The organism is Xanthobacter sp. 126, assembly GCF_000526175.1.
Lineage (GTDB): Bacteria > Pseudomonadota > Alphaproteobacteria > Rhizobiales > Xanthobacteraceae > Xanthobacter > Xanthobacter aminoxidans.
This window is the reverse complement of sequence record NZ_JAFO01000001.1, coordinates 5,107,531-5,133,228: the sequence shown is the minus strand read 5'-3', so window position 1 is coordinate 5,133,228 and position 25,698 is coordinate 5,107,531. Positions and strand designations below refer to the sequence as shown.

Genomic DNA, 25,698 nt, shown 5'->3' with positions numbered 1-25,698 from the left:
ATATGCGCCATCAGTTGAACGTGTCCACGCGGACCCGCCCTTCGGCGACCCACTGCCCGATCTCCGCCCGCGCGGCCTCCGGCTTCAGCCCGCCCTCCGTCACCAGCACCTGCGCAAGGTTTTCTAATACCGCCTCCGCCATGGCCCGGCGACCGCAGATATAGACGATGGCCTTCGTCTCAACGAGCCATTCAAATACCTCCGCAGCATGCTGTCGGAGCCGGTCCTGCACCCGCGCACCGTCGTCGGAATCGCGCGAGAATGCAGTATCCATGCGGGTCAGCGTGCCATCGGCGAGGGCCGTCTCGAACATATCGCGCCACAGGAAATCGCCGTCACGATGGCGGTTGCCGAAGATCAGCCACGCCGGCCCCGCCCGCCCCGAGGCGCGCCGTTCCGCGATGAAGCCGGGGAAGGGCGCGATGCCGGAGCCGGCGGCGATCATCATGATGGGCCAGGAGGGATCGGCCGGCGGGTTGAAGCCGGGATGCGGATCAAGCCGGGCCTCGACCGTAACCCCTTGTTCCGCTTCACGTAACAGGAACCCGGAGACCCGCCCGAGGTGCCGCCCGCCATCCTCTGCGGTCCATTCATGCAGCCGGACGGTCAGGGCGATACGACGCGGATCGACCCGGCTGGAACTGCCCACCGAATAGGAACGCGGCCGCTCTCCCGCATCCGCCGCGATGCGCACCAGATCGCCGGGACGGAAAGCGAGATCTTCCGCGCTCTGCAGAAAAATCTTCCATGTTTCTCGCGCGTTGTCGGTGCCGGGCACATCGAGGCGCTGGCGGTCGGCGACGGTAAAGGCGACCGGCGGAGAGACCGATGGCAGGCCGGCGATGGTGCAGTTCAGGGCGAGTTCGCTGCGCACCGCGTCCACCCAGGCGAGGAAGGCACCGGATGGCTCGCCATCCGCTTCCCTGAGGGGCACCGCCTCGTCCGCCCTCGCCGCCAGCAAGGCCGCCCTCACCCGCTGGCCGCCGCCGCAGAAGTTGGCGTAGCTGCGGTCGCCGAGGGCGAGCATGGCGAAGCGTACCCCCTTGAGATCGCTGGATTTCAACTGCCTGAGCAGCGCACGGGCGCCGTCCGGCACCTCGCCCTCGCCGGTGGTGGAGGCGACGAGGAGCACAAGGGGAAAGCGGGCGATGTCGGCCGGCTTCAGCGCGCCGAGGGGCGCAAGCGTCGCCTTCTCCCCACCGGCCATCAGCCCCTCGAACACTGCCCCCGCGAGCCGCGCGGCGGTGCCGGTCTGGCTGGCATGCGCGACGAGGATATCGCCGCCCGCTGCCACTGGACGCACCCGGTTGCGCGCCTTGCGCCGGACCCAGGACCACAGGCCGGTGACGGTAAGACCTAGAAGAACCAGTGAAATTCCGAAATTGAGCGCGCCCGACCAGGCGCCGCCCCAGGTGCCCTCATGGATCTGCTTGACAAGGTTCGGGCCGCCGACGAGCGGCGTGACGCCGGTATCGGTGACCACAAAGCCGCCCCCGTTCCTGCCGGTCGCATCCGGCGCGATCTGCAGCATCACCGTGCCGCCACGGAACCGGCGGGCTCCGGCGAGACGGCTCAGGTCGAGATCAGGCCCGGCGATGGCGAGCGCCTGGGTGATGCTCACCGGACGCTTGGTCCTTGGTAGCTCGGGGCGCGATCCGGTGCCGATGTGCAGCGAGAGCATCACCGCCGTCACCGGCGAGGTCAGAGTGAGCGGCAGCAGGAGCCAGCCCATGGCGGTGTGCCAGCCCATCAGGCTGTTGCGGAAGCGCAGCCACGCCAGGAAGGGCCCGGCCACCATGATCCCGAGCATCAGGAAGCTTGCGATCTCCACCACGATGCCGAGGCCGAGCAGCAGCGTCTTGTGCAGCCCCTCGGCCGTGCGGAAGATGTCGATGCCGCCGGACGGCGCGGGGGTGTGGGCGCCACTGGCGACGTCCCAGCTGCCCGCGACGGCCGGGTCCTGTGACAGGACCTGCAGCGTGCGGCCGCCCTCCACCACGCTGATCCCGCCGGGTTTTCCGGCTCTCTCGATGGTGCCGACGATCTGGGTGAGGGCGGCGACGTCCACCGTCGTGCCGGGCTGTGGTCCCTGTCCGCTGTTCACGATGGGCCGAAAGGACAGCACCGCGCCGGTGACGATGATGACGAGGAAGACGGGCGTCAGGATCAGCGCGATCCAGCGGTGGAGAAAGATCAGCGTGCGGCGCACGGCGGCAAACGACATCTTTGCAACTCCAGACGAAACCTGAGCGTGCTGGCTGGACGCGCGGGGCGGTCTGGCTACGGGTTCGTTGCGGATGTTCATGCCTTATCCGCGTCCGGAAAATTTGTCCCGCGGCGGTCGCTTCGTAAATGTTCGTCCCACGCGGCGGCGCTGATACAGTTGGATACAATTTCGCGGTGGCCGGGCGCCTGCCGGTCGGCTCAAGTCGCACCGAAGGGAACGCGGCCGGCGCCCGCGTCCCAACCCGAGAGAACGGCAGCCCAACGGCAAGATGGAACGCACGCCGCACATCCTGGTCGTCGACGATCATCGCGAAATTCGCGAACTCCTGGCCAAATACCTGACGCGGAACGGGTTTCGGGTCAGCGTCGCATCCGGCGGCGTGGACATGCGCCAGCAGATGCGCACCGGCACCTTCGACCTCGTGGTGCTGGACATCATGATGCCGGGTGAGGACGGGCTCACCCTGTGCCGCCAACTGCGGCAGGCGAGCGACATTCCCGTCGTGCTCCTCACCGCGGTGGCGGAGGAGACCGACCGGATCGTCGGGCTGGAACTGGGCGCCGACGATTACGTCACCAAGCCGTTCAATCCGCGTGAGCTGCTGGCCCGCATCCGCGCCATCCTGCGCCGGGCGCAGGGGCCGGCGCGGGCGCAGCAGGGCGATCCCGCGCTCTACCGCTTCGACCGCTGGCAGCTCGATCCCGGCCGGCGCGTGCTGCTGGACGAGACCGGCAGCGAAGTGCGTCTCGGCAGCGCGGAATTCCGCCTGTTGCTCGCCTTCGTCACGCGCCCCTCGGTGGTGCTCTCGCGCGACCAGCTGCTCGACATCACCGCCGGTCGCCCGGCCCAGGTGTTCGACCGCAGCATCGACAACCTCGTGAGCCGCCTGAGGCGCCGTATCGAGCGCGACCCGCAGAACCCCACCCTCATCAAGACGGTGTGGGGCGATGGCTACGTCTTTGCCGCTCCGGTGGAGGTGGAGGCGTGAGAGGACTTGCGAACCGGCTTCTGCTGTTCCTTTGGCCCGGCAGCCTCGCCGGGCGGCTGGTGCTGCTGCTGGTGGCGACTCTGGCGCTGGCGCAGGTGCTGCTGGTGCTAGTTCTCCAGAGCGAGCATGACGCGGTGGTGGCGGGCATCGTGCGCGGGCAGGCGCTCAGCCAGACGGTGACGCTCACCCGCCTCATCGAATCCATGCCGCAGGAGCAGGCCGACCGGCTCGCGGGCGCCTTCACCACGCGCGGCACCTGCGCATGGGTTTCCGCCGACCCGCCCGACCCGCACGAGATGACCTCCACGGAGGAAGGGCTCGCCCGCCTCCTGTCGCGGCGCCTGCATGGCGTCGGCAACGGAGCGCCAGCGGTGCACATCGACACCGACGGCCTGTGGGACAGCCGCTGCCCCGAGCGCAGCAGCGAGGACTTTCCCTGGCTGCGCCGTGGCACGGGTGGGCCCAGTCGCCCTCTGCGGCCGGGTCTCGGCGTTGTGGCGCTCAGCGTGCCGCTCTCGGGCCAGCGCTGGCTGCGTGTGGATGCGGTGGTGGGCCTGCCGGGCATCTGGAGTCGGCCCATCGTGCTCTCCTTCCTCATCTCGGCGCTGGCCGTCTCGCTGGTAACGGTGGCCTGCGTGCGGTTTCAGACCCGCTCCCTGCGCTCCCTTGCCGATGCCTCCGAACGGTTCGGCCGCGGCGAAAGTGTCCCGCCGCTCGACGTGCGTGGACCGTCCGAGGTGGCGGCGGCGACGCGCGCCTTCAACACCATGCAGCAGCGCCTCAGCCAGTTCGTGCGCGATCGCATGCGCCTGCTCGCCGCCATCAGCCACGATCTGCGCACGCCGCTCACCACCCTGCGTCTCAAGGCGGAGTTCGTGGACGACGTGGAGGTGCGCAACGACATCGTCGCGACCATCGACGAGCTGGTCGCCATCTGCGAGGCGACCCTCGCCTTCACCCGCGCCGAAGCGACCAGCGAGGAGACCCGGACGGTGGACATCGCGGATCTGTGCGCGGACGTGGTGGAGGAATTCGCCGGTGTCGGCGCAGATGCGCGGATGGTGGACCAGATGGCCGCTCACGTCCTGCTGCCATGCCGGCCGGTCGCCATGCGGCGGGCCTTGCGCAATCTCGTGGACAATGCGGTGCGCTATGGGCGTCGCGCTGAAGTCACCGTTGGCCAGACAGGGCCGGGCACCGTCTCCATCCGGGTCGAGGACGACGGGCCGGGCCTGCCGGAAGATCGCTTCGAGGACGCGTTCCAGCCCTTCGTGCGACTGGAACCCTCGCGCAGCAGCGAGACCGGCGGCATCGGCCTCGGCCTCGCCATCGCCCGCAGCATCGTCAAGGCCCATGGCGGCGAACTGACCCTTGCCAATCGCCCCGACGGCGGCCTACGGGCCGAGATCGTGCTGCCGACGGCAATGCAAAGCTGAAGGCTCGCTCTTCAGCCCGGCCGCGGCGGCGGCAAGGCGTCAGTCGTCCTCCATTTCCAGCTCGTAGAGGCCGGCGTCTGGCGTCGCGAGCGGGGCGGATAGGGTGGCCTTGAGGGCGTTGTAGAAGAACAGGGGCGGCGCCATGGTGCGCGCGAGGGCGACCACCTTGTCCTTCAGCTCGGCCACCTTCGCGGGGTTCTGCGCCGAAAGGTCGGTCTTCTCCTCAGGGTCGGCGTCGAGATCGAACAGCTCCACCTTCGGCGGCAGCAGGACGTGCCAGACGAGCTTCCATTTGCCTTCGCGCACGGCGCCCGTGGTCGGCTCCACATTGTAGATCATCTCGTCGCGGCCGGGGGCGCCGGCGGCGAGCGCCGCCCAGGCATCCTTGCCGTCGAGCGGCTTGGACTGCTTGAGGTCTGCCCCCGCGAGCTTCGCGAGGGTCGGCAGCATGTCGACGATGTGCATCACCCCGTCCGCCTGCCCCGGCTTGATGCGGCCGGGCCAGTTGGCGAGCGCCACCACGCGGGTGCCGCCCTCGTAGAGGGAGCCCTTGCCGTCGCGATAGGGGGCGTTGTTGGGCGGCGGATCGCCGGCCAGCGCCCCTTCGCCCACGAACATCTTGTTGCGGGTGCCGCCATTGTCCGAATGGAAGACGATGAGCGTATTCTCGCGCATGCCGCGGGCCTCGAGGGCCGCCACCACATGGCCGATCTGATCGTCCATGGCGGTGACCATCGCCGCATAGGCACGCCGTGAGGGATCGGCGATGTGCGCGTACATGTCGAGATAGCGCTGCGGCGCCTGATAGGGCGTGTGCGGAGCGGTGAAGGCGAGATAGAGGAAGAGCGGTGTCTTGGGATCATGGGCACCCAGCACCCGCACCGCCTCAGCGCCGAACAGGTCGGTGTCGTAGCCCTCTTCCTTCACCAGCGTGTTGTCGCGGTACCAGTCGGTGACGCCGTGCGCCTCGTGCTTGAAATGGTCGATCTCGCCCACCAGCGGACCGTAGAAACTGTCGAAGCCGCGCTGGCGGGGCCAGTATTTCTGGTCCGCATGGCCGAGGTGCCACTTGCCCACGAGGGAGGTGCGATAGCCCACCTCCTTCAGCGCCTGCGGCAACAGGAATTCTTCGGTGGCGAGGCCGTAGGTGCCTCCGGACGGGATCACGCCCACCTGAAGGCCGTAGCGCATGGGATAGCGCCCCGTCATCAGCGCCGCGCGGGTCGGCGTGCAGAGGGGCTGGGTGTAGAACTGGGAGAGCTTGGCGCCGCCGGCGGCGAGACGGTCGATGTTCGGCGTCTTGATGTCCGAGCCGTGGAAGCCCACGTCGGCGAAGCCGAGGTCGTCGGCGAGAATGTAGAGAATGTGGGGCCGCGGCGCGCCCTGCGCCCGCGCGCTGGGGGCGAGCAAAGAGAGACCGGCAACGGCCGCGAGGAAGCCGGCGCTTCCGGCCAGCACATCTCGGCGGCTCGGGACCTTCTCTTCAGTCTTCTCGTTACGATCAGTCACCTGATACCTCGTCAGCTGGTGAGGCGACGCACACATCGAAATCCGATGTGCACGGAGCCGGTATCGACGGATTGCGGCTGGCGCGCGGCCGGCCGATAGCGACGGCAATAGCTGGGCGCACAAAGATGCGAGCCGCCCTTGAGCACCTTGCGGGGCAGGGCGAGACCGGGGGCTGCCCATTCCAGGCTGTCTTCGATGGTCCCGCCGCGCGGGTTGCGGGGCAGGCAGCAGGATTTCTCCGCGGGAGCGGGATGGCGCGGGCGATACCAGTCGTCGGTCCACTCCCAGACATTGCCGATCATGTCGAGGAGGCCGTAGCCGTTGGGCGGGAAGGCGATGACGGGAGATGTGCCGACGAAGCCGTCCTCGGCGAGGTTCTCTACCGGAAAGCGCCCCTGCCATGTGTTGGCGCGGTGAACGCCGCCGGGGACGAGTTCGTCCCCCCACGCGTAGGCAGAGCCGTCGAGCCCGCCGCGCGCGGCAAATTCCCATTCCGCCTCGGTGGGCAGCGCCTTGCCGGCCCATGCCGCATAGGCGGCCGCATCGGTGTGGCAGATGTGGACGACGGGGTGGTCCTCGATGCCGGTTAGATCGCTGCCGGGTCCCTGCGGGTGGCGCCAGTATGCGCCGGGCACGAATTTCCACCAGCGGGTCCAGTCGTCGGGATCGCCTGCGTCCAAAGGCATGCGAAACACCAGCGAGCCGGGCACCAGCAGCGCGGGATTGGCACCGGGATAATCCTCAGGCCGTGGCGCCTGCTCGGCGACTGTCACGTAACCCGTCGCGGCGACGAAGCGGGCGAAGGCGCGGTTGGTGACGGGGGTGCGATCCATGAGGAAGGCATCCACATGCACCTGATGGACGGGAGCCTCTTCCGGATAATGATCGTTCGAGCCCATGCGGAACAGCCCGCCGGCGATCCGGATCATGTCCGGATCGCCGGCCGCGGCTGGTGCGTCCTCGACGGAGCCAGTCCCCTGATGTGCGACGGCGCAGCCGCTCTGCCCGTGCATGACCTCTCCGCCAGTGACCGTTCCGCGCTCGGCCTGCGCCCGTTCATGTCCCACGCATGTCACGGTCTTAGCCGGCTCTTGCTCTAGCGGGAGCGGCGGGGGCTTCTCAATTGCCATTTGGCGCCAACTCGGCGCTTACAGGTCGAGCCGTGCGGAGGTCCGGAAGGCGAGGGGTGTGCGGCCTTCCCAGCGCCGGAATGCCCGGACGAAATGCGCGGGATGGCCATAGCCCAGGGCGCGCGACACCGACGCGACCGGCACCGACGAACCGCCGAGGTGCAGCCGCGCCTGCGCGTGCCGCCAGAGGTCCAACTGCTCTTCGTAGGACGTGCCCAGCCGGGCGAGCCGCCGCTGCAGGGTGCGGGGCGACAGGCCGAGGCTGCGGGCCGTATCCACAAGGGAGAGGGTGCCAGTGAGGGCGGCGCTGTCGAACAGGGTCTCGATCATGCCGACGAGGGCATCGTCGCTCAGCTTAACAGCGGCGAGTGGCGCACCGCCCCCATCGGGTGCCGGGGCGAAAAGCACGTTTGGGCTGTCGAGCCATCGGGCATCGAACGTGATCTCGATTCCGTCTCCCGAACCGAAGCTGACGCCGGCAGTGAGACGATCCTCGTAGAGCGTGGGCGGCGCCTTCGCGCGATGGGCGAAGCGGATGTGCAGCGGCGCCGCGTCCGCGCCTGCGATGGCGCGCATCGCGCGCAGGATGAAGGTGGCGACGCCCTCGTTCAGCACCTGCGCGTGCTCGGGATCGCTGTCGGCGAGACGGTGACGCCAGCGCGCGACGCCGTCGCGCTCCTCGATCGCGACCGAGACGCCGCCCTGAAGGTCCGGCATCTGGTGGTGAAGGGCGGAAAAGCAGTCGCGCAGGGTGCGCCCGGCGAACAGGGCACGGCCGGCCAGGCCCAGCCGCGTGGGATCCGCCGCATCGGCGAGATCGAGCCCGATGGCGGCCTCCCCGCTGCGCCGGGCGAGATGGAACAGCAGGGTCGAGATCTGGCCGCGGGCCACCACGCGATCGCCGCCGAGCGAGGTGTCATCGAGCGCGCGATCACGGGGCGTCGCATCGGCAAGCCCGGCCCGGCCGAACAGTGGCGCGAGCGGCACGCCCTGGACGTCGGCGACCTTGGGCAGCATGTGGACGAGCGAGAGCCGGATCGGATGGCGGTCCCACATGGGCTGCGGACTCCATATCGGCGGGCATCAGGGGCCGATGCGCAGGGCGGCTCGGCCCGCGATCGGTCTCCGGATGATCCGGCGCCCCCCTTGCCTTTGAACCCCACCTGCGACGCGGTGGTCAAGCTCCGGTAGCGTCACCGGCTCGGGCTCGAGGTGGGCGAAGTGACCGGTTCCGGGACTGGACGCGCCCGGATACAGGCGCGGAGGGCGGCAGGGTCAGAGCCCGCCGAACCACGCGCCGAAATAGCCGGCATAAAGCTCCGGCGCCTCCAAATTCATGGAATGACCGATGCCGGGGACGGCGACGAAGCGGCAATCGGGCATCACCGCAGCCATCTCCACCATGTCGGCTTCCTTGATGACGCCGTCACGCATGCCCCAGACCACGAGATGGGGATGGCGGATGGTCGCCATCTTCCCCTTCAGCTCGCCGCTCTTGGCTTCCTTGGTGAGGGTGTCGGGCGTGCCGAACCAGATGCCGTCGGACACCGCCCAGACCTGATCGACGATCCGGTCGAACAGGGCGGCACGCGGCCCGGCGTCGGGGATGAAGCGGGCAGGGCCCGTGAACAGCGTCTCATCCACGAACAGGCTCGGCGCGGTCGCGGCCATGATCTGGCGGGTGAGGTCGCGGCTTTCCTTCATCTGGCCGAAGAAGGCGGTCTTCTCGGGCGGGAAGTCGATGCCCTGTGGGCCGACCGGCGACAGGGAGAACACACGGCCGAACCTTTCCGGCGCCTTCAGGATCATGCGCGTCGAGATGATGCCGCCCGTGGAGTGGGTGGCGAGGTGGCAAAAGGAAATGCCGAGACCATCCAGCGCCGCGATCATGTCGTCGGCGTGCTGGGCAATGGAATAGTTGGAGAAGTCGGCGGCGGGCGCCGGCTTGTCGCTGTCGCCGCAGCCGCGCCAGTCCACCGCCACGGTGCGCACGCCGCGCGGGAAGTGGGGGGCCGCCAGCTCGATCCATTCCTTGCTGGCGAGGTTGCCGTGGATGAAGAGGACGGTCGTGTCCCCCGCGCCCCATTCCCGGTAGGCGAGGCGAAGGCCGTTCACGTCGAGCGTCTGCATGGAGGCCTCTTGTCAGGGGCGCGCCGAGGGCGGTTTGCGCTCCGGGTCCGGAGCGCAAACCTTGTGGCGACATCTACTTGTTCAATCCGGTCGGCGCCGCAGCCTTGGCCGGGGCGGCCTCTGCGGCGGCGGGGGCGCCGTGGATGAGGCGGTCGATGCTCGCCGGCGCGCCGGTGGGCACACGGCCGGTCTCCACAAAGTCCACCACATCCTCGGCGAAGGCGACCGGCTCGTCCGTGTGGATGAAGTGGGCGGTGCCGGGATAGATCTTCACCTGCACGTCGCGCCCCGCCGTGTTCATGCGGCGCATGAAGGGCAACACGAGCTGGCGGGAGAGGTCGGTGAGCCCGTTGAAGGCGGTGCCGGGGATGAAGGGCTCCTTGTCGCCGAAGGCGAGGAAGATGGGCACCTTGATCTCGGTCAGCCGCTTGTAAAGGCTCTTGGGATCCTTCTCCTGAAGCTCCGCCACCATGGCGTAGATGTCGAAGGTGAACACGTCCACCCACTGCTGCAGCTCGCGCGGATCACCCTTGATCATGCCGATGCGCTGGGCGGTGTGGAGGCGGGCATATTCGCTGTCGCGCAGGAAGTAGCCGTTGCGCTGGGGAGTCACCGCCCCGGTGACGGGATCCCGGCTGCGGAAGTGATAGAAATCGTCGATCTGCGGGGCGGTGAGGTTCTTCTCCCGCTCGCGCAGGCCGGTCTGGTCCCACGCCTTCTTCCAGGCGTCGAAATCGTGGGCGAAGGCGGGATCGAACAAATCGAGCTTCTTGCCCGGCGTGATCGTGACCTCGCGGGGATATTCCTCAAGGCCGGCCGGTGCTTCGAGGATCAGCTTGGTCACCGCCTCGGGCCAGGAGAGGGCATATCCGAGCACGATCTGCCCGCCCATGGAATGGCCGAGATAGGCGGCTTTCGGAACCTTCAGCTGGTTCACCACCACCTCGTGCAGCACGTCGCGCATGTCCTGCAGGGTGCGGGCGGGGCTCTTGTCGAGGTTGCCGGGGCCGGACATGCCGTAATGGGGCATGTCCACGGCGATCACACGCAGGCCACGCTCCAGCGCGATGCGCATGATGTTGCCGTAGTGGCCTCCGAATGCGCCCTTGCCGTGGACGATGACCAGCACGTCGGGATTGGCAGACGTGCCCGCATATTCGTCCATGTAGCCGATGTCCCACTCGACACCGCGGCTGTCCTTCGCCTTGGTCTTCTTCACCGGGAAGGGATAGGTGACGAAGCTGTTCCAGAACGACTTGTCGGGTGTGATGTCGGCCGCGACCGAGGGCGTGCGGTAGGTCTTCGCCGCCATCTCGCGATTGCGGGTGAGGCGGGAGACGTCGCCGAGGAAGGCGGCCACGGTGGGATCGAACTGGCGGTTCTTCAGGATGGGAAAGACGCCGTAATGGGCGACCGGGCTCTTCTCATGCACGAAGTCCGCGCCGGGCACCTTCTCCACCGTGCGCTTGGCGCGGTCGAAGGTGAGCCACTGGTCGTTCTCGATGTGCATCACGAGGGTGCGCGCCTTGATGCGCTTCAGCTCCGCATTGATGTTGTAGGTCTCGCCGGCGCGATTACGCCACAGCAGATCGACCGCATCGAACAGCAGTGAGCGGGCGGCGATGGAGGAGCCGGCCTGCGGGTTGGGCGGGTTCCAGTAGAAGACGTCCCGCTGCACCGTCGACCAGTCCTGCTGCGAGCGGTGCTGGAAGTCGAACCCGGTGAGATTGAGGATCGACCAGCCGAAGGCGACGCCCTGGTTGGGGTGCTTGTCCTTGGGCAGGTTGTAGTAGTTGCCGCCGGTGGCGCGCCACTGGGGGTCGCTCTCGATGGCCGCGGACATGAGCTGGAAGGTCCAGTTGCCCACCGGGTCCTCGCCGTCCGACTGGCTGGTGCCGCCGATGGGCATCAGGCCGTCCATGAAGTCGGGATGCATCACGCCCCAGACATAGGTCTGGGTTGCGCCCATGGAGACGCCGGTGACGAGCGAGGCGCGGGCGACCTTCAGATGGTCGCGCAGCATCCGGTAATTGGCCTGCACCATGTCCTGGTAGCTGTATTGCGGAAACTTCTGCCCAAGCCCTTCCGAGGGCTTGCTGGTGCCCCACAGGCCGAGGGCGTCCACCAGCACCACGTAGTACTGGTCGGTATCGATGGGCTTGCCCGGCCCGATCACCGAGCCGCCGGAAAGGGCCGTGCCTTCCACCCACTGGGCGTACATGTCGGTGGCGTCGCCGGAATAGAAGGAATTGATCACCACGGCGTTGGTGATCTCGCCGGCGGCGTTGCGCTTCGGGGTGCCGAGCGCGATGTAGGCTGTCTTCGCCGGGCCGGCGCCGAGGGATTCCAGCGTCGTGCCGCCTTCGCCGCCGTTCGCCCATTTGTCCGGGCTCGACAGGTCGTAGCGGCCGCCAATCCTGAAGTTGGCCACCTCGTAGAATTTCTTGAGCTGGCAAAGCCGCTGCTGCGAGCAGGTGCCGGTGAGGGGCGGTTGCGGCGCCTGAACAGCCTGGGCCGGTGCGGCCGGCGTCTGGGCATAGGCGGCAGGGGTGGTCACGGACAGGGCCGTCGCGGCGAGCGCGAGGCCCAAGGCTATGGCGTACCTCATGTTTCCTCCTGCGGCCGGTCTTTGTCATCGCCGCCGTCCGGAGGAGAGAACAGCATGCCCGCGCGCCCAAGGGAAGCATGGCCGTGAAGCATGGCCGTTGGGCGGATGCGCGCAACCTGTGGGCGGCGCGAACCCTTAGCCGCCGTAGCGCCGCGCCGCCTCAATGGCGAGACCGGTGCCCACCGATCCGAAGGTGTCGCCCTCGATCACCCGGGCCTGCGGGACGCAGGCGCAGATGGCGGCGCGCACATGGGCGAGGCGGGTCGAGCCGCCGGTCAGGAACAGGGCATCGATGGCGTCCGCCGTCAGTCCGGCGGCGGAGAGGCAGGACGAGATCCGCCCGGCGATTCGCTCGGCGAGGAGCCCGGTGTGGGCGATGAGGTCGTCATGGGAAATGCCGACCGAAAGCCCGGCCTCCAGCACCGCGAGATCGAGTTCCGTGGCGCCCTCCTCGGCCACGCGGATCTTGGCCGCCTCCACGTCGAGCGCGAGGCCGTGGCCGCGCTCTTCTTCGACGGCGCGGGCGAGGCGCGAGACCAGCTCCGGCTGCGCCGCCGCGCGTTCCAGCTCGCGAATGGAGCGCGCGGTGCGCCCGTCATAGAGCCGGTTGATGGCGGACCATGTGGCGAGGTCGTGATAGAGCGCCGCCGGCATGGCGAGGCCCTTGCGCTTCAGCGGGCTGCCATGGCCCAGCAGGGGCATCACCACGGCCAGAGACAAGTGCCGGTCGAAGTCCGTGCCGCCGATGCGCACGCCCTCGTTGGCGAGGATGTCGGAGGCGCGGTCGGCGCGGTTCTGGTGCCCGCGATCGATGCGCACGATGGAGAAGTCCGAGGTGCCGCCGCCGATATCGGCGATCAGCGCCAGCTCCTCGCCGGCCACCTGCCGCTCATAGTCGAGGCTGGCGGCGATGGGCTCGAACTGGAAGGAGAGGGCGCTGAAACCGATGTCGCGGGCGATGGAGCCCAGCGTCTCCTCGGCGCGCCTGTCGCCGTCCGCATCGCCATCGACGAAATGCACCGGCCGGCCGAGGACGACCTCGCGCAGCGGCCCGTTGGCCTCGGCCTCGCCGCGCGCCTTTACCTCGGCGAGGAACTCCCCGATGACGCCCTTGAAGCCGAGCCGGCGGCGGCCGACCGGCGTCGTCTCCTCGATGAGGGACGTGCCGAGCACGGATTTCAGGGCGCGCATCAGGCGGCCCTGCTCGCCGCCCACATACGCGGCCATGGCGGCGCGGCCCACCAGCGGCGTGCCGGTCCAGGGAAAGAAGATGGCGCTCGGCAGGGTGTCGGATGCGCCCTCCAGCCGCGCGAGGCGCGGGCCGTTGGATCCGTTCAGGCCGAGGGTCGTGTTGGAGGTGCCGAAATCGAGGCCGCAGGCGGTCATCGGGCCTCCTTGCCGTATGCGGGTGCGGAAGGCCGGGCTAGCTAGACCAAGTCTCGCTGCAGCGCAAGAGAAAGCGCAGCCAGCGCCCAGGCGGCTGCCGTCGCCTCGGCGCGGCAAGTGTGCTCAGAAGTGGTAGCCGATGCTCATGAACGGCCCATGCATGGTGGTGTTGTAGCGGAAGTCGCGGGTGGGCGAGGTGATGGATTCATAGTCGGTGTAGAGGGCCCGATAGCCGAGCGCCGTCGACCAGGATTCATTCCAGTTGTAGCCCACCGCCACAAGGCCCTGCGCCGAGAGCTTGGAGCTCGCCGGCAATCCGAAGCCGCCGACGTCCGCAAGCGCGTTCAGGAACCACTGCTTGTTGAGCTTCCACTGCAGCGCGAGACCGAAGGTCGGGTCGAGCCAGTCCTTGGAGTCAGATTCGGAAATGGCGAAGGGCACGAAGATGGAGCTGAGGGAGGTGTTGGCCGACAGCTGCTGATAGCGGAAGCCGGCGGTTGCGGAGAGGTCGAAATCGGCATCGCCAACCGGCAGCCGGTAGCCGGCGGCGCCGGACAGGATGAACAGGCGCTGGGAGAAATCAACGAGGGGCTGGCCGGCGGTCGACAGGTTCTTACTGGTGCCGAGCTGCGACCAGAACACGTCCGCGAACAGGGTCCAGTTGTCCTTCTTGGCGATGAAGTTGCCCATCACCGCGCCCTGAAAGTTCTGCATCACGTCGCCGAAGGTGATGTCCACCGGAATGGCCGGCAGGCGGCGGATGCCGATGTCGCCGTCGATGCCGGTCGCCCACAGGTACAGGGTGGCCTGATACTGCCAGCCGGACGCCGCCGGGGGTTGCGCAGCGGGCGCCGTGCTGAGGTCCGCAGCGTGGGCAGGGCGCGCGGGTGCCATCGCCAGCATCGCGCCCGCGGCCAGGATGGCGAGCGCGGCGCGTAATCCCATTCGCGCCCCCCGGCGCGTGCGAGCTGTGCCGTCTGACCCGGCCGAGCGGTGTGCGGCCGTTGTTTCGAACTGATGCCCCCGGACCATAATTCCCCCGTCTTGAGCCGGCGCCGTCCTGGGGCGCCCCGCCGGGTCTTGTCATGCGCCGGCCGCGCCATCCTAGCGCAGCCGCGTGGGCGGAACTGCCCCGCCCACGCTATTCCCGGCCAGGTGTGGCCACGCAGCAACGGCAGTGTGGGCTTGCGCAAGGGCTTTTCTGATGGAATGCGGGTTTTCGCGTGCGTCCTTGCAATCGTTGACGTTTCGTAACAGGGCCCTCGTTCGCGCGGGTGTGAAGCCAAGTCCACACGCCGTGCGGGTTTTGATCTTGCGCGCCACGGTTAAAGCGTGTGAACAGGCTCTGTTAATGTCCAGCTTGAGCGGCGGCAGCTAGGGCGGGTCGCCGTGAGCCAAGCCGGTCGAGAAAGAGATTGGAAGACGAGGGCACCCGTGACCACGACACTGCCTCTGGTGCGCGCCGCGGCCATCGCGCCGCTCATGGTCTGGCTGTGCGATAGCGGTTACTCGCTCGACCAGATGCTGCTCGACGCCGGGCTGCCGGCGGGGCTGATCGAGGATCGTGACCGTCCGATCCCCCTCATGGCTGGAATCCGCCTGCTGATGGAGGTCGTGCGGCGGGAGGGGCATGATGTGCCCTGCCGTATGGTCGCCCATGCCGGGATCGAGGAGCTCGGTTTTCTGGGCCAGATCGTCATGACCTCCCGCACGCCGCGGGAGGCTTTCACCAAGGTGGCGCGCGCCTATCTGCACCACGGCTCCCACGAGCTGTTCACCCTGACGCCCGATCCCGGCGGCGGAGCGGTACGCCACGCCTTTCGCGTGCCCGTGGATGCCGAGCACCTGTCCTTCGTGCACCAGTATGTGGCCGCGTTGATCCGCACCGTGGCCCTGCGCACGGGCCATGAGGGTCCGCTGATCGAGCGGATGGAACTGACGCCTCACCCGCGCCACGGGGTTGAGGGCATGAGCGCCCAGTTCGGCTGCGAGGTGGCCCCGGCGGCGAACCGCACCGTGACCATGGTCTTCTCCGATGCGTTGCTCGACCGGCCTTATGTGAACGGGCGGCAGGTTGCCGACGTTGCCGTCCCCGCAGGTTCTGCTGTGATCCGCGGCGATGGCACGCTGGCCGGCTCCATCACCACCATCCTGCCGGCCCTCATGGAAGCCGGCACCGAGCCGAGCCTCGCCTGCATCGCCGAACTCGCGTTCATGAGCCGGCGCACCCTGCAACGCCGGCTGGCCGCCGAGGGGACCAGCCTGTCCGAGCTGATCGACAAGGTGCGCGCTGAGCAGGCCATCGCACGCCTCACCGCCACTGGCAGCGCCATTCGGACCGTGGCGGCGGAGGTGGGATACGGCTCCAACGCCAGTTTCAGCCGCGCCATCCGGCGCTGGACGAGCACTTCGCCGAGTCGCCTGCGGCGTAGCGCGCTCGGCGGGAGGACGGACACCGGCAACGAGGCCGAGTAGTCGCTAGCGTCGCCCCTTTGTCCTCGCGTGCACTTGCGTGGCCGCCTGAGGAGCCGTGTCGCGGTAGGTCTCGATGTCGCGGTGGAAACTGCACCGACCATGGTCGGCAAGCGTCTCGATGACGCGGCATTCTGCTACCTCGCCGTGGGCGCAGGCCTGCACCATCTGCTCCAGCTCCGCTTCCAGCGCCCTCAGGGAGGAGATGCGCCGACGCACCTCGTCGAGGCGAGCGCCGGCAATGGCATCGGCCTCGGCGCAGGGCTGGTCGGGGCGATCCTGCAAGGTCAGCAGCGTGCGGATGGCATCGAGGCCGAAGCCCAGCTCGCGGGCATGGCGGATGAAGGCGAGGCGCTTCACCTGCGCATCGTCATAGAGCCGGCGGTTGCCCTCGCTGCGCGGCAGGTGCGGCAGCAGGCCGGTCTCCTCGTAGAAGCGGATGGTGGGCACCTTCACGCCGCTGATACGGGCGGCTTCGCCGATTGTGAGGTGCGCCTGCACCGGAGCCATGGGGGTTGCTCCTCTAGTTACTAGAGCATTTAGGCTGCCACCATGACCAAAGGAAAGGCGGCATCATGACAGCCGGGCAGGTTCAGACTCGCTATCGCGTCTCGGGCATGGATTGCGCATCCTGCGCAGCGAAGATCGAGGCCGTGGCAAGCCGTCTGGACGGAGTGGCGGAGGCGAGCGTGTCCGTGGCGGCGGCGACCTTGGTCGTGCGGCACGTTTCCGGTGCCGATCTCTCGGCCTTGCCGGCGCGGCTGAAGCCCATGGGTTATGGCCTCGCCCTCGCGAACGCCGAGCCGGCCCGCACGTCCGCTCCTGCCGCGGCCCCCGAGGCGTGCTGCGATCATGATCATGCGGATCATCCCCATGCGGGGCACGACCACTCCAGCCCTCCTCCAGATCGAACGGCAACTACCGCCGGCGACGATCACGCCCATGGCGCGGAACCGGGAGAGGGCGGGTTCTGGTCCAACGGCAAGGCGCGACTGACCCTTGCCAGCGGTGCCGCCTTCGCGGCGGCCTTCCTGGCCGGCCTCATCCTGCCGCAGGTTCAGACCCCCCTGTTCATCGCCGCGATGCTGGTCGGCCTCGTGCCCATCGCCCGCCGTGCGTTCGCAGCCGCAGCGGTCGGCATGCCCTTCACCATCGAAACGCTGATGACCATTGCTGCCGTTGGCGCGGTCATTATCGGCGCGGCGGAGGAAGCTGCGGCCGTCGTTTTCCTCTTCCTTGTCGGAGAGCTGCTGGAAGGCTTCGCCGCGGGCCGGGCGCGCGATGGCATCAAGGCGCTCGCGGCCCTGGTGCCGAAGACGGCGCTGGTGGCGCGGGGGGGCGACTTCGTGGAAGTGCCGGCGGCGCAGCTCGCCGTGGGTGATACCATCCTCGTGCGTCCGGGCGACCGCATCGCGGCCGATGGCGAGGTCGTCGCGGGAGAGGGCGGGATCGACGAGAGCATGGTCACCGGCGAGAGCGCGCCCGTGACCAAGGGCGTCGGCGCGGGTGTGTTCGCCGGCACCGTCAACGGCGATGCGGCGCTCACCGTGCGCGTCACTGCGACGGCCGAGGACAACACCATCGCCCGCGTGGTGAAGCTGGTGGAGGAGGCGCAGGAGGCGCGTGCGCCCACCGAGCGGCTCATCGACCGTTTCTCGCGGGTCTACACCCCCGCCGTCGTGGTCATCGGCGCTCTCGTGGCGACCGTCCCGCCGCTGCTGTTGGGCGGCGACTGGGGCGAATGGGTCTACAAGGGCCTCGCCATCCTGCTCATCGGCTGCCCGTGCGCGCTGGTCATCTCGACCCCCGCGGCCATCGCATCGGGCCTGTCCGCCGGCGCGCGCCGCGGGCTGCTCCTGAAGGGGGGCGCGGTGCTGGAGACGGCGGGCAAGGTCACTGTGGTCTGTCTCGACAAGACCGGCACCCTGACCGAGGGACGGCCGAAGGTGACGGACGTGATCGGCCTCGCGCTGCCCGAAACGGAGGTGCTGCGCCTTGCTGCCGCTCTGGAGGGCGGATCGAGCCATCCCCTGGCGAAGGCCATTCTCGACCGTGCTGCCGCCGATGGCCTCTCCATTCCCGTCGCGAGCGAGGGTCGTGCGCTGGGCGGCAAGGGGGTGACGGGGATCGTTGAGGGGCGCGAGGTGTTCCTCGGCTCCGTCGCAGCGGGGGTTGCGCGGGTGGCGCTCGATCCGCAGACGGAAGATCGCCTTGCAGGGCTGAACGACGAGGGCAAGACCGTGTCCCTCGTCATCGTCGGCGATGTGCTCGCGGGCGCCATCGCCATGCGCGACGAGCCGCGCGCGGATGCGGCGGCGGGACTTGCGGCGCTGAAGGAACGCGGGCTGCGCACGATGATGCTGACGGGCGACAACGCCCGCACCGCCGCCGCCATCGGCCGCGCGCTCGGCATCGAGGTGCGCGCCGGGCTTCTACCGGAGGACAAGCAGCGCATCGTCTCCGAGCTGAAGCGGCAGGGTGAGATCGTCGCCAAGGTGGGTGACGGCATCAACGATGCTCCGGCACTGGCTGCCGCCGACATCGGCATCGCCATGGGGGGCGGCACCGACGTGGCGCTGGAGACGGCGGATGCCGCCGTGCTGCACGGCCGCGTCCGGGACATTGCCGGCATGATCGACCTGTCCCAGCGGACCATGCGCAACATCCGCCAGAACATCGGCATCTCGCTGGGGCTGAAGGCGGTGTTTCTGGTCACCACCGTCGCCGGCGTCACCGGCTTGTGGCCGGCCATCCTCGCCGACACCGGCGCGACCGTGCTCGTGACCGCCAATGCCCTGCGGCTTCTGCGACGGGCGGAGGGATGATGCCCCGCGTCACGTCGGGATGCTGAGGCTCCACATGGCGTCGAACATGGACGCCTGGAAGGCCGCGAACTCGGCGCTGTCGATGATCATGCCGTAGCTTTCACGGGCGGAGGAGATGAGCGCGACCTTGTTGCCGTAGATGAAGCAGGTCATCGCCAACTGGTGGGCCGGCGGCGCGTAACGCAGTTCGCGCCGTTGCTCTTGGCTCGACGGCCAGATGGGGGCGATGTCGCGCTCCGCCGAGCGGATCACGTGCAGCCAGATGCCCCGCCGCGCGCGCTCGGTGAGATAGCGCTCCATCTCGTCGAGGCCCGGCTCGGCCATCAGCTCTTTCATGGAAAGCGTCGCCCGCAGCACCGTGTCACCGCCGGAAAGGGTGTCCCATAAGGTGGTGCGGATGCCCTCCGGGCCGGGATGGAAGCGCACGTTCGGCTTGCCGGTCTCGTGGTGATACATGGACCGCAGGACCGGCATGACGTCTTCCAGCATCTGCCGGCGCGCCTCGATGCGCTCCAGCAGCACGCCGGGGTCCTGGGCGACCACGAAGCGCCGCTTGCCCTGGTCGACGAACCGGATCAGCCCCTCCTCCTCCAGCTTCGCCAGCGCGTCGTGCGCCGTGGTGCGCGCGAGGCCCGCCTTCGCGGCGACCTCGGTGATGGAGGCGCCGCCGAGGCCGACTGCCGTCAGATAGAGCTTGTAGAGCGTCCCGGTGATGCCGATCCGGGCCAGCTTCTCTTCGATGTCCGCCGTCACTGTCACTTTCCCCCGATGGGTGCACCATGTCCGATCTGGCTGGTGAGGTCTAGCATCGGTTTTATCCGACAAAAAGTCGATATCTGCGCTTAAAGAATGTGCGACTTGCTGCCTGTTTGATCGCATATGTCAGCGTTATTGCCCGATCAATCGCCATTTTTCCGGCATTGACGAATTGACGGAATTACCCGACATATCTTAGCCTCTGGTCATGGCTGATCGCACGGACGAGCCGCCGGCTGGCGGGCTGAAGGAGGATGTTCCGATGGGAGCGAACGCTGAAGCGGGCGCAATGACAGCGGTTCCCGACAGGTCGGTGCCGGCGGCCCGGAAGATGCCTTGGTCGCGACTTCTCGCCGACAAGTCGGTCCGCGCCGGCCTCGGCCTCGCCGCCTTCTTCGCCTTCTGGCAGGCGGTGACGGGGCTTGGGCTTGTGGATGGCTTCCTCCTGCCGTCGCCATTCGCCGTGGCGCAGGCCCTGTGGGGGATGGCCGTGGATGGCTCCTTATGGATCCATCTTGCCGCCAGCCTTCAGCGGGTCGCCGTTGGCTTCCTGCTCGCCTGTGTGGTCGGGCTGGCGCTGGGCCTCGTCTGCGGCTGGTGGCGCTCGGTGTCGGATTTCGTGCGGCCGGTGGTGGAAGCCCTGCGGCCGATCCCGCCGCTGGCGTGGATCCCCATCACCATCCTCTGGTTCGGGCTCGGGGATGCAGCGTCCTACTTCCTCGTCTTCCTCGGCGCGGTCTTTCCCGCCTTCGTCGCCACCTACACCGCGGTGCGCGGCCTCGACCGCAACCAGATGAACGCGGCCCTCTGCCTCGGCGCCAAGCCCTGGCAGCTGTTCTGGGACGTGCTGATCCCCGCCTCGCTGCCGATCATCCTGCCGGGCCTTCGCATCGCCCTCGGTGTCGGCTGGATGTGCGTCGTGACGGCGGAGCTGATCGCCGCGCAGACGGGCCTCGGCTACCTGATCCAGCAGTCCCGGATGCTGTTCCAGATCAACAACGTGGTGGCCGGCATGGTCACCATCGGCCTCGTCGGCTTCGCCATGTCGGCCATCCTCGAGCGGATCGAGCGGCGGGTGAATGCCTGGGCGCCCTCCGAGCGCAATTGAGGAACGAGCCATGACCGCGAATGCCGCACTCATCTCTCCCGCCATCTCTTCCGGTCTCTCCTCCCAGTTCTCGCCCGAGGACGTGCAGATCGACATCCGCAATGTCGGGAAGGTCTACGGGTCCAAGACCGAGGAGCCCGTCGTCGCGCTGGATGGCGTGACGCTGCGCATCCGCCGCGGCGAGTTCATCTCGCTGCTGGGACCGTCGGGCTGCGGGAAGTCCACCTTGCTCGGCATCATCGCTGGCTTCCAGTCCGCCACCAGCGGGCAACTGCTCCAGGATGGTCGGCCGATCACCAAGCCCGATCCCTCGCGCACGGTCGTGTTCCAGGACTACGCGCTGTTCGGCTGGATGACGGTTCAGCAGAACGTGGAATTCGGGCTCAAGGCCAAGGGCATGGGCAGGGCTGAGCGGGCCGAGATCGCCCGCGCGCTCATCGCCATGGTCCGGCTCAATGGGTTCGAGGACAAGTTCCCGCACCAGATGTCCGGCGGCATGAAGCAGCGCGCCGCCATCGCCCGCGCGCTGGCGCCAGATCCCGACATCCTGCTGATGGACGAGCCGTTCGGCGCCCTCGACGCACAGACCCGCGTGCTGCTGCAGGAGGAGATCGCCCGCATCTCCTCGGAGGCGGGTAAGACGGTGATCTTCGTCACCCACGGCATCGATGAGGCGGTGTTCCTCGCCGACCGCGTGGTGGTGATGAGCCCCCGTCCGGGGCGGGTGCGCGAGGAGGTTCTGGTGCCGCTGCCGCGCCCGCGCACGGCCGAGATGCGCTCCGATCCATGGTTCGTCTCCACGGTCAACGACCTGTGGGAAACGCTCAAGCCGGAATGGCAAAAAGGGGAATAATCGTGACCTCAGGACTTTCACGCCGCCGTTTCGGCCAGCTGGCCGCAGGCTTCGCCGCCACCCTTCCTTTGGCCGCCCCCTCCATCCTGCGCGCGCAGGAAGGGGACGTGGTCCGCATGTGCTGGTTCAACACGACCACCGTGTCGGCCCAGATCGCCCATGTGCTGATGCGCACGGACATCCCTGCCCGCAACGGGCTGAAGATGGAGATGATCCAGCTCGCCGCCTCGCCGGCCATCACCGAGGCGCTGGTCTCCGGCGCGGGTGATGTCGGCACGCTCTCCGATTTCGCCGCCGTCACCACCATGGCCATCGGCGCCCCGGTCACGACCGTTTCCTCGCAGGCCCGCTTCCGCTCGGCGGTGCTGGCGACCAAGAAGTCCGGCATCACCAAGATGGCGGACCTGAAGGGCAAGCAGGTCTACGGCACCTTCGGCATCACCGCCTTCCAGAATGCGCAGGATGCCGTGCTGAAGGCCGGCCTCGTGCCCGGCAAGGACATGACCTTCGTGAACGTCGGCCCGGCGGAACTGGCCGATGCCGTGGGCGCCCAGCGCATCGATGCGTTCTTCACCTACGATCCCTTCGTGAGCTTCTTCGAGAGCACGGGAAATGCCGTGGTCGTCTCGGAAAACCTGAGCCCGGTCATCGTGCTCGCCGCCAACAACCGCTTTGTCCAGAAGCCGGACGTGCTGCGCCGTCTGCTGCTCGCCAACGCGCAGGCGCTGTTCTTCGCCGCGCAGAACAATGATCTGGCGAACAGCTGGTTCCGCTCGCTGGAGCCGGCCAAGAACATTCCCGAGCCGGTGCTCCAGAAGGCGTCGAGCTACGATCCGGCGTGGAGCGCGAAGACCTTCACCGACATCAAGGTCGCCCTCTCTCCGGCCCAGCTCGCGCAGATGGAGACCCTCGCCAAATGGGGCGTGGAAGCCAAGCTCCTGCCGCGTATGCCCGACGTGCCGAAGTTCATCAACACGGCCATCGCCGGCGAGGTGGACAAGGAGATCGCCACCGGCAGCTTCGATGTGAAGAGCGTGAAGATCCTTCGCGCCTGAGGCCGCCGTCCGTCACCATGGAGACGATGGCCCTGCCACGCGCGAGGGCCGTGGTCCGCCAGCTGGCCGGAGCGCCTGACGCCGGCCGCAGGGACATCATGACCGATACCCAGACACAGGCCGCGGCGCCCTCGGATGGCCCCGCCACGCGCCATTTCGACTTCAGCCTCCTCTCCGCCGAGATGCGCTACCGGCTGCTGGCCTCCACCGTCCTGCCGCGACCCATCGCATGGGTCGTCACCATGAGCGCCGATGGCGTCGTGAATGCAGCGCCCTATTCCTTCTTCAACGTCTTCGGCGCGGACCGGCCGGTGGTCGCCCTTGGCATCCTCGCACGGCCGGAGCCGGAGAAGGACACGGCCGCCAACATCCGCGCGACCGGGGAATTCGTCGTCAATCTCGTCCCCCACGCCCTCGTCGAGGCCATGAACGCGACCTGTGTGGATGCCCCGCCCGAGGTGGACGAGATCGCGCTGGCGGGCCTTTCGGCCGTCCCCAGCATCGGCGTGCGTCCGCCGCGCATCGCCGAATCCCCCGTCGCCCTCGAATGCCTGATGACCCATCTGCTGGAGACCGGCCCGGGCCAGCTTCTGGTCGTCGGCGAGGTGCTGCACGCCCATTATGCTGCCCATGTGCTGACCGGCGATCCAGCCCGTCCGCGGGTGGACGGCCTCGCCCTCGATCTCGTCGCCCGGATGCACGGCCCGACGGCCTACACGCGCACGCGCGACCTCTTCGACCTCGATCGCCCGCTGTGGAACGGCGCAGCACACAACAAGGAATGAGCGAAATGCCCAGCATCAAGGTGGCCGCTGTCCAGGCCGCAACCATCCCCTTCGACGGCCCGGCCGCCACCCAGCGCACGGTCGCCCTCATCGCCGAAGCCGCCGCCACGGGGGCGAAGATCGCGGTGTTCCCCGAGGCCTTCGTCGGCGGCTATCCCAAGGGGCTGGATTTCGGCTGCAGCGTCGGCCGGCGGACGGCCGAGGGGCGGGCGGATTTCGTCCGCTACGTGCGCGGCGCCATCACGGTGCCGGGACCGGAAGTGGACCAGCTCGCCGCGGCCTGCGCGGAGCACGACATCCATGTGGTGGTCGGCGTCATCGAGCGCGATGGCGGAACGCTTCACTGCACGGTGCTCTATCTCGGCCCGGAGGGACTGCTCGGCAAGCATCGCAAGGTGATGCCGACCGGCTCGGAGCGCCTCGTGTGGGGCTTCGGCGACGGCTCGACCCTAACCGTTGTCGACACGCCCTACGGCAAGCTCGGCGGGGCGATCTGCTGGGAGCACTACATGCCGCTGCTGCGCGCGGCATATTACGGCAAGGGCGTCGAGATCTGGGCCGCGCCCACCGCCGACGACCGGGAGACCTGGATCTCCACAATGCGGCATGTGGCGATGGAAGGCCGCTGCTTCGTCATCAGCGCCTGCCAGGTGATGCGCCGCTCGGACTTCCCCGAAGACTACGCCAGCCGCATCGAGGCCGCCTCCGACGCCTGGATGATGCACGGCCGCTCGGTGATCGTCGGCCCGCTGGGAGAAGTGCTGGCCGGCCCGCTGCTCGACGAGGAAGGCATCCTCACCGCCGAGGTCGATCTCGACGACATCATCGGCGCCAAGCTGGATTTCGACCCCATCGGCCACTATGCGCGGCCCGATCTGTTCAGCCTCAATGTCGACGAAGCGCCACAGCTCCCCGTCATCGCCCGCGGCGAAGGCTAGCGCGATTCCGTTCAGGAGCTGCTGCGGCAGCAGTTCAAGCATGACAGGCGCCTCCGTTGAATCAGCCGGTCACTGCGAGGCCTTGAGGAGAGGCTGCCACCCGTTGCCCTTCCAAACGCTGACCACGCCGCGCAGATCGACCTGTCCCTTGTCGTCGAACAGGCGCCCGTCAGGCTGGGGGGTGTAGCGGGTCACGAGAGCGGGAATGTCCGCCACCTTGAGCTTGCGCAGGGCGGCGTTGACGGCGGCATTGTCTATCGAACCGGCCTTCTCGAACGCCGCCTTCAGGATGTGAACGGCGTCATAGCTGAGGATGGTGAGTTCGCCCGGTGCGTCGCCAAACTTGGCCTTGTACGCCGCAGCGAGCGCGATTGCCTTGGGGTCTTCAAGCTTGATGTAGTCTTCTGTGGTAGGCCGAACATGGCGCAGTCCCGCATACGCGTTCGCAATGCCGATGTTCTCGGCTCCACGCGCACGGAAGGCGTCCACGATCTTCAGGATGAGCGTCGACGGATCGTAGTTGGCATAGGCGATCAACCGCATGGAGCTCATGTCGCTGGTCGCCCATGCCTTGGCTTCCGTCATCTGGCGAAGCACCAGAGGCACCCCAAACATGCCGTTGCAGCGGTGGGTCTCGATCTGCTTGACCGCGCTCTCGGGTTCGAACCGTTCCGCGATTACGGCGGCCCCGCGCCGCATGAAGTAGAGCTTGAGATAATCCCATGCACCCGTGTGGAAGAGCGGCATGTAGCAGAAAAACCGCTCGCTCCGACGGATGCCGAAGACTGGAAGCGCATTGAGCGCATCCAGGATCGTGCGGCGGTGAGAGATGATGGCGCCCTTGGGCCGGCTTGTCGTACCGGACGTGTAAAGCACGAGATGGGGATCGTCCCAGGTGCGGGCGCGCGACACCGGACCATCCGGAATCATGGTGCACATCTGCGCAAAGGTCACTACCCCCGAGCGCTCCGCACCCCGCAAGACCCTCCTCGGCTTATCGAACAACGGCTCGATCGCTTCCAGCGCGAGGTCGGCGAACTCCTCGCTGGTCACGACCAGCACGGGCTGGGCGTTGTTGAGGATGTAGGAGATTTCCTGCGCCCGCAGCCACATGTTGACGGGGACGAGGACCGCTCCCATGCCCGCAAGGGCATAGCCGAGCAGGACGTAGTCGTCGCTGTTGCGGTCGAGCACGGCAACGCGGCTGCCGTGCTCGACACCGAGGGACGCAAGGCCGTTCTGGATCGCAGCCATGTCTCGGGCGAAGTCGCGCCAGGTCCGCGTCCGGCCGTTGAAGATCAGCGCTGGCTCGTCGGGAACCCAGCGCACGTTGTCCGCGACCACGTCGGACAAGAGATATGGCAAGGGGACGGCGCGGTGGCTGATCGGCTGCCGCGCTTTCGCTTTTTTGTAAGGTGATCATGACCCGCTTCAATAAGTATGACGATCGCCGCTGGAACCTGTCGCCGACCGACGCATCGTGCGCCACGTG

The 25,698-nt window shown here is 68.0% G+C and carries 20 protein-coding genes; 9 read left to right on the top strand and 11 right to left on the bottom strand.

Annotated features, from left to right (window positions below; genetic code table 11):
- Positions 1-10: 10 nt before the first annotated feature.
- Entirely contained in the window at positions 11-2,224 is a 2,214-nt protein-coding gene (locus tag XAN126_RS0124270; protein WP_024281144.1) for a PepSY domain-containing protein, read from the bottom strand.
- 271 nt (positions 2,225-2,495) lie between these two features.
- Here XAN126_RS0124270 and XAN126_RS0124265 point away from each other — a divergent pair, with 271 nt between their 5' ends.
- Complete coding sequence (locus tag XAN126_RS0124265) at positions 2,496-3,215, top strand: response regulator (RefSeq protein WP_024281143.1); 720 nt, start codon at positions 2,496-2,498, stop codon at positions 3,213-3,215.
- Positions 3,212-4,651, top strand: a complete 1,440-nt coding sequence (locus tag XAN126_RS0124260) for an ATP-binding protein (protein ID WP_024281142.1) — start codon at positions 3,212-3,214, stop codon at positions 4,649-4,651. The genes XAN126_RS0124265 and XAN126_RS0124260 overlap by 4 nt, the downstream gene beginning before the upstream one ends.
- Before the next feature lie 39 nt (positions 4,652-4,690).
- Here the strand turns inward: XAN126_RS0124260 and XAN126_RS0124255 are convergent, their stop codons facing one another.
- The 7 genes from XAN126_RS0124255 to XAN126_RS0124220 all read right to left on the bottom strand — a co-directional run bounded on the left by XAN126_RS0124255 (position 4,691) and on the right by XAN126_RS0124220 (position 14,359).
- Positions 4,691-6,160 (bottom strand): arylsulfatase, encoded by a 1,470-nt coding sequence (locus tag XAN126_RS0124255; protein ID WP_051460679.1) that lies wholly within the window; start codon positions 6,158-6,160, stop codon positions 4,691-4,693.
- Between the two features lie 11 nt (positions 6,161-6,171).
- Positions 6,172-7,089 carry a formylglycine-generating enzyme family protein gene (locus XAN126_RS0124250; RefSeq protein ID WP_038226872.1) on the bottom strand — a complete coding sequence of 306 codons (918 nt, stop codon included), beginning with the start codon at positions 7,087-7,089 and terminating at the stop codon, positions 6,172-6,174.
- Positions 7,090-7,308: 219 nt separating this feature from the next.
- Complete coding sequence (locus tag XAN126_RS27385) at positions 7,309-8,346, bottom strand: AraC family transcriptional regulator (protein ID WP_051460678.1); 1,038 nt, start codon at positions 8,344-8,346, stop codon at positions 7,309-7,311.
- 219 nt (positions 8,347-8,565) lie between these two features.
- On the bottom strand, positions 8,566-9,420 hold the full coding sequence (locus tag XAN126_RS0124235) for an alpha/beta hydrolase (protein WP_029877685.1): 855 nt from the start codon (positions 9,418-9,420) through the stop codon (positions 8,566-8,568).
- Between the two features lie 73 nt (positions 9,421-9,493).
- Positions 9,494-12,028, bottom strand: coding sequence for an alpha/beta hydrolase (locus XAN126_RS0124230; RefSeq protein WP_024281139.1), 2,535 nt, complete (start codon positions 12,026-12,028; stop codon positions 9,494-9,496).
- Between the two features lie 135 nt (positions 12,029-12,163).
- Positions 12,164-13,414 (bottom strand): Hsp70 family protein, encoded by a 1,251-nt coding sequence (locus XAN126_RS0124225; protein ID WP_024281138.1) that lies wholly within the window; start codon positions 13,412-13,414, stop codon positions 12,164-12,166.
- 123 nt (positions 13,415-13,537) lie between these two features.
- The gene (locus tag XAN126_RS0124220; RefSeq protein ID WP_024281137.1) at positions 13,538-14,359 is read right to left on the bottom strand and encodes an outer membrane beta-barrel protein; all 822 of its coding nucleotides are present in this window, start codon (positions 14,357-14,359) and stop codon (positions 13,538-13,540) included.
- Between the two features lie 489 nt (positions 14,360-14,848).
- Here XAN126_RS0124220 and XAN126_RS27380 point away from each other — a divergent pair, with 489 nt between their 5' ends.
- Complete coding sequence (locus tag XAN126_RS27380) at positions 14,849-15,889, top strand: AraC family transcriptional regulator (RefSeq protein ID WP_024281136.1); 1,041 nt, start codon at positions 14,849-14,851, stop codon at positions 15,887-15,889.
- 3 nt (positions 15,890-15,892) lie between these two features.
- Here the strand turns inward: XAN126_RS27380 and XAN126_RS0124210 are convergent, their stop codons facing one another.
- Complete coding sequence (locus XAN126_RS0124210) at positions 15,893-16,396, bottom strand: helix-turn-helix domain-containing protein (protein ID WP_024281135.1); 504 nt, start codon at positions 16,394-16,396, stop codon at positions 15,893-15,895.
- Between the two features lie 65 nt (positions 16,397-16,461).
- On the opposite strand from XAN126_RS0124210, the gene XAN126_RS0124205 reads away from it, so the two are divergent.
- A complete protein-coding gene (locus XAN126_RS0124205; protein ID WP_024281134.1) occupies positions 16,462-18,711 on the top strand; it encodes a heavy metal translocating P-type ATPase in 2,250 nt (749 codons plus the stop codon).
- A gap of 9 nt (positions 18,712-18,720) precedes the next feature.
- Here the strand turns inward: XAN126_RS0124205 and XAN126_RS0124200 are convergent, their stop codons facing one another.
- On the bottom strand, positions 18,721-19,464 hold the full coding sequence (locus XAN126_RS0124200; protein WP_024281133.1) for a helix-turn-helix domain-containing protein: 744 nt from the start codon (positions 19,462-19,464) through the stop codon (positions 18,721-18,723).
- 334 nt (positions 19,465-19,798) lie between these two features.
- Here XAN126_RS0124200 and XAN126_RS0124195 point away from each other — a divergent pair, with 334 nt between their 5' ends.
- From XAN126_RS0124195 to XAN126_RS0124175, 5 genes are all read left to right on the top strand, one after another.
- Positions 19,799-20,575, top strand: a complete 777-nt coding sequence (locus tag XAN126_RS0124195; protein WP_245272331.1) for an ABC transporter permease — start codon at positions 19,799-19,801, stop codon at positions 20,573-20,575.
- A gap of 10 nt (positions 20,576-20,585) precedes the next feature.
- The gene (locus XAN126_RS0124190; RefSeq protein ID WP_024281131.1) at positions 20,586-21,428 is read left to right on the top strand and encodes an ABC transporter ATP-binding protein; all 843 of its coding nucleotides are present in this window, start codon (positions 20,586-20,588) and stop codon (positions 21,426-21,428) included.
- 2 nt (positions 21,429-21,430) lie between these two features.
- Positions 21,431-22,483 (top strand): ABC transporter substrate-binding protein, encoded by a 1,053-nt coding sequence (locus tag XAN126_RS0124185; RefSeq protein ID WP_024281130.1) that lies wholly within the window; start codon positions 21,431-21,433, stop codon positions 22,481-22,483.
- A gap of 98 nt (positions 22,484-22,581) precedes the next feature.
- Positions 22,582-23,268: a flavin reductase family protein gene (locus XAN126_RS0124180; protein WP_051460987.1), complete on the top strand. Its 687-nt coding sequence runs from the start codon at positions 22,582-22,584 to the stop codon at positions 23,266-23,268.
- 5 nt (positions 23,269-23,273) lie between these two features.
- The gene (locus XAN126_RS0124175; protein WP_024281128.1) at positions 23,274-24,206 is read left to right on the top strand and encodes a carbon-nitrogen hydrolase family protein; all 933 of its coding nucleotides are present in this window, start codon (positions 23,274-23,276) and stop codon (positions 24,204-24,206) included.
- Between the two features lie 69 nt (positions 24,207-24,275).
- Here XAN126_RS0124175 and XAN126_RS0124170 read toward each other — a convergent pair whose 3' ends face one another.
- On the bottom strand, positions 24,276-25,550 hold the full coding sequence (locus XAN126_RS0124170) for an AMP-binding protein (protein WP_245272402.1): 1,275 nt from the start codon (positions 25,548-25,550) through the stop codon (positions 24,276-24,278).
- Positions 25,551-25,698: the final 148 nt, after the last annotated feature.